We start from the raw sequence: 4,875 nt of genomic DNA, 5'->3' as shown, positions 1-4,875 counted from the left end.
GGGACGCTCCGGGCACCGGCAGGGCGCACCGGGCGGGGCGGACGCACCCACGGATCGCACCGGACGCCGCCAAGCCCAGGACGGCGGGCGCCCCGGCGCCCACGGCCCCTCCACGGGCGGGCCCGATGTGCCCGGCCAGCGCAGCCGCCGCAAGGGAGCCAAGGCCGGTCCCCCGCCGAGCCGGCGCAAGGGCAAGAGCCCGAAGAAGTCGGGGAAGAAGAAGGCGCTGCTGTGGACCAGCGGCGTGCTCGGCTTCCTGGTGCTCGCCACCAGCGGTGGCGCGTATGCCTACTACCAGCACCTGAACGGCAACATCTCGACGGTCGACGTCGGCGGCGCGGGCAGCCAGAGCAGCTTCGACGCGGGGAAGCCCATCAACATCCTGCTGATGGGCACGGACAAGCGCACCGGCAAGGGCAACGAGGGGTACGGGGACAAGGGCAGCGTCGGGCACGCCGACACGAACATCCTGCTGCACGTCTCCGCCGACCGTACGAACGCGACGGCGCTGTCGATCCCGCGTGACCTGATCACCGACATCCCGGACTGCGAGACCAAGGAAGCGAACGGGCAGACCAAGGTCATCCCCGGCACCCCGGACACGCGTTTCAACACCAGCCTCGGCCAGGACGGCCGGGACCCCGGCTGTGCCATGCGCACCGTGCAGGAACTCACGGGCGTCAAGGTCGACCACTTCATGATGGCCGACTTCAACGCGGTCAAGACGCTGTCCACGGCGGTCGGCGGCGTGCCGATCTGCGTGGCGCACGCGGTGGACGACCCCGATTCCCACCTCAAGCTCTCGGCCGGCGAGCACACCATCGAGGGCGAGCAGGCGCTCGCGTTCGTCCGTACCCGGCACAGCTTCGGCACGGGCAGCGACCTGAGCCGTATCCAGGTCCAGCAGCAGTTCCTGAGCGCGCTGCTGCGGCAGTTGAAGTCGAAGGACACGCTGAGCAGCCCGACGAAGCTGGCGAGTCTCGCGGAGGCCGCGACGAAGGCGCTGACCGTGGACACGGGCATCGGGTCGATCAAGAAGCTCGGCGACCTCGCCCAGGAGCTCGCCAAGGTGAATCCGAAGAACATCACCTTCACCACACTGCCGGTGGTGGACAACCCGGCAGAGAAGGTCGTCCATGTGACGGTCGTGCTGAACCAGCCCCTCGCGCAGCCCATCTTCGAGGACCTCCAGAAAGACACCTCGCTCACCGAGGTGAAGAAGAAGACGGCGGGCGCTTCGGACGACGACGTGCTGAAGGGCTCCAAGGCCGCCGCGGACGATGTGCGGGTGGACATCTACAACGGCGGCGCGCCGGACGGCTCCGCGCAGTCCGCACTGACGTGGTTCCAGAACGACAAGCAGGCGCCGAAGACGACGAACAAGGGCGACGCGGACGCCGAAACGGCCAAGACGACCCTGGAGTACGCGCCGAACCAGGCCGATCAGGCGCGCACCGTCGCCGCCTGGATGGGCCTGTCCGCGTCCGCGCTGAAGAAGGGCACGAAGGACGCCGTCGGACTCCAGGCGATGAAGCTGACCCTGGGGAAGGACTACGCGGGCGCGGGGGTGCCGCTGTCCGGGCCGGCGAAGCTGCCGTCCACCGTGCAGAAGGTGGAAGCCGACAAGCAGGTCTGCGCCAAGTGAGGCCGCTGCGGCGGCGCACGGGCAGGTCCTGAACCGAGGGGGATCAGGTGGGGCAGGACAGCGCGCGTCGCGCGCGATCGAAACAGCGGAGGTCGTCTCACATACCGGCCCCGCCGCACGCCTCGACGAGGGCACCGCAGTCACGGGTGCGCCACCCGGAGGAGCTGGGCTGGGACGACAGCCTCTACGAGGACGCGGCGGGCGGTGCCCCGGAAGCGGGCACCGCGTCAACCGCGGCCGGGGCGGCCGAAGCCGCCTCCCGTACGGCGTCGGTACCGCAGCAGCGCGCGGCCGGGCGCCAGGGGCCGGGCCCCGCGGGCGGCGGCCCGCGCCAGGGCACGAAGCGCCGGCGGTTCCGCGCGCTGCGCTGGGTCTCCGGGATACTCGCGCTGCTTATCCTCGGCACCGCGGGGGCGGGCTACGCGTACTACCGCCATCTGAACGGCAGCCTCCGCAGCGATGCCCGCGCGGGCTCCGCGTCGGGCGTGGCGAAGCCGAAGGCGAACGCGGCGGGCCAGACGCCGATGAACATCCTGCTCATCGGCTCGGACAGCCGGGCGAGCGCGGCCAATGTGGCGCTGGGCGGCGGGAAGAACCTGCGCGACGATCCGCCGCTCGCGGACGTCCAGATGCTGCTGCACGTGTCGGCGGACCGGAAGAACGCCTCCATGGTGTCGATACCCCGGGACACCCGTGTCGACATACCGGCGTGCAAGGACGCGAAGACCGGCAAGCAGTACCCGGCGACGAACGGCATCATCAACACGACGCTCGCCCGCGGCGGCCCCGGCTGCACGCTCTCCACCTGGGAGAAGATGACCGGCGTCTACATCGACCACTGGATGACGATCGACTTCGCCGGCGTCGTGCAGATGGCGGACGCGGTCGGCGGCGTACCGGTGTGCGTCAAGGAGAACGTCTGGGACCACCCGACGCCCGCGGTGCCCGGCGGTTCCGGGCTGAAGCTGAGGGCGGGCACGACCAAGGTCCAGGGCAAGCAGGCACTCCAGTGGCTGCGCACCCGGCACGCCTTCTCCAGCGACCTGGGCCGCAACCAGGCCCAGCACATGTATCTCAGCTCGATGTTCCGCACGCTGAAGTCGCAGGACTACTTCACCAGCCCGACGAAGCTGACGAGTCTGGCCGGTGCGGCCATCAAGGCGCTGGAGGTGTCCGACGAGATCGGCTCGGTGAAGAAGCTGTTCGACCTGGGCATGCAGCTCAAGGACGTGCCGGTGGACCGGATGACCATGGTGACCATGCCGACGGTGCCGGACCCCGAGGACCCGGACAACCACCTCCTGGAGAAGACGGCGGACGCGGACCAGCTGTGGTCGCTGCTGCGCAACGACGTCCCGTTCGACAAGAACGGCAGGGCGAAGTCCGGGTCCGGCGGTACGGGCAGGCCGACCGTGCGGGCGAGCGCCCCCGCGCCCGACCACTCCCCGGCCGAGACCGCGGTGACCGTGCGCAACGGCACCGGCGGCGACGAGCAGGCCGCAGTTCCCGGCCGCGCGGGCGACATCGCCCAGCTGCTGGCGGGCAAGGGCTACGGGCGCGCCGTGACGGACAGCACGCAGACACCGTCGAAGGCGACGACGGTCCTGTACCCGAGTACGGGCTCCGAAGGCGACGCGCAGGGCGTGGCGAAGGCACTGGGCCTGCCGACGAGTGCGGTGAAGAAGTCGGGCGAGGTATCCGGTGTGACGGTGGTCGTGGGCGCGGACTGGCGCGAGAGCGGCACCTACCCGAAGCAGCCGAAGCCGGAGGCGGGCGACCTGCCCGCCTCGGCGGACGCCCTGTCGGGCGACAAGCTGGGCTGCATGGACGTGTACAAGCCGTACCAGTGGTGAGGCCGGGCCCGTGACGGAGGCGGGGACGGCGCGCCGCCCGCAGGTGTAGCCGCCCGCCGCGTGCAGGTGCGCGGGCGGCACCCGCAGGGCGTGCGGGCGGCACCCGCCACGGCGTGCGGCGGACGTTCAGACGGCCGCGGGGTCCTTCGGTACGGACGGGCGGCGGCTGGCGATCACGCGCTTCGCGAGTGAGCGGGGGCTCGTCAGGAAGCCGTACCCCCAGGCCATGTGCATGGTGGCGAGCGCGAGCGGGATCTGCGCGCGGGACCTCGGCCGCAGGCCCTTGCCCGCGGGCAGCGACCCGGCGACGATGCCCGCCGCGTACGCCCCCGGCACGACGAAGGCCCACGGGGTGACGGCGGCGCCGACGACGATGCCCGCGGCTATGGCGCACACGGCGACCGGCGGGGCGAGGTAGCGCAGGTTGATCGAGCCCGCGTGGTAGCGCGCCACCACATGGCGCCAGCGCCCGTAGTCCTTGTACTGCTTGGCCAGCGCGCGCACGGAGGGGCGGGGCCGGTACTGGACGCGCAGTTCGGGCGAGAACCAGACGGCGCCGCCCGCCTCGCGGATGCGGAAGTTCAGCTCCCAGTCCTGGGCGCGGATGAACTCCACGTTGTAGCCGCCCTGTTGCTCCAGCGCCTCCCGGCGGAACACCCCCAGGTACACGGTCTCGGCGGGGCCCGCCTCACCCCCGGTGTGGAACGCGGCGTTGCCGACGCCGATCTTCGACGTCATGGCGGCGGCGACGGCCTCCTCCCAGGGGGTCTCGCCCTCGGCGTGCATGATGCCGCCCACGTTCTGCGCGCCGGTCTCCTCCAGGAGCCGGACGGCGGTGGCGATGTAGTCGGGCGAGAGCATGCCGTGGCCGTCGACGCGGACGACGACGGGGTGCTTGGAGGCGCCGATGGCCGCGTTGAGCGCGGCGGGGGTCCGTCCTGTGGGGTTGGGGACGGTCGCCACGCGGCGCCCGCGGCCGTTCGCGGCCGTCTCGCGCACCAGTTCTGCGGCGATCTCGTCCGTACGGTCCGTGGACGGGCCGAGCGCGATCACCACCTCCATCTCGCCGTCGTACTCCTGCTCCAGGATGTGCCGGACGGCGTTCCTCAGATGACGTTCCTCGTTGAGCACCGGCATGATCACGGAGACCGCGGGCGAGTGGTCAGACATGGGGTCCTTCGGGTCCTGAGGGGACCTTGGTCGCAAGGTCAGGAGCGTGGGTGTGGGCGTCACGTTACCGCGAACGGGGGACAGGGAGGCGTGCCGCCCGGTCGCGGACCCGTACCGCTGATCGTATGGGCCTACGGTTCCCGTGCTCGTCCCCCTGCCCGCCTCTCCCCCTCTCTCTCCCTCTCTCCCTTCTCTTCCTTCTTTCCC

At 71.3% G+C, this 4,875-nt stretch carries 3 protein-coding genes; 2 read left to right on the top strand and 1 reads right to left on the bottom strand.

Annotated elements, in window-relative coordinates:
- Together LCE31_RS36795 and LCE31_RS36790 are read left to right on the top strand one after the other, a co-directional pair.
- A partial coding sequence (locus tag LCE31_RS36795; RefSeq protein ID WP_263632739.1) for an LCP family protein occupies positions 1-1,645 on the top strand: 1,645 nt, incomplete at its 5' end.
- Between the two features lie 146 nt (positions 1,646-1,791).
- Positions 1,792-3,498: an LCP family protein gene (locus tag LCE31_RS36790; protein WP_225022336.1), complete on the top strand. Its 1,707-nt coding sequence runs from the start codon at positions 1,792-1,794 to the stop codon at positions 3,496-3,498.
- 126 nt (positions 3,499-3,624) lie between these two features.
- Here the strand turns inward: LCE31_RS36790 and LCE31_RS36785 are convergent, their stop codons facing one another.
- Entirely contained in the window at positions 3,625-4,668 is a 1,044-nt protein-coding gene (locus LCE31_RS36785) for a glycosyltransferase family 2 protein (RefSeq protein WP_225022334.1), read from the bottom strand.
- Between the last annotated feature and the right edge of the window lie 207 nt (positions 4,669-4,875).

This window comes from Streptomyces sp. 8L (genome assembly GCF_020176795.1).
In the GTDB taxonomy this organism is placed as follows: Bacteria; Actinomycetota; Actinomycetes; order Streptomycetales; family Streptomycetaceae; genus Streptomyces.
This window is presented reverse-complemented; position numbering and strand designations above follow the sequence as displayed.

Excerpts from the sequence above, each read along its gene's own strand:
- LCE31_RS36785 (WP_225022334.1), bottom strand. The coding sequence starts at position 4,668 with ATGTCTGACCACTCGCCCGCGGTCTCCGTGATCATGCCGGTGCTCAAC.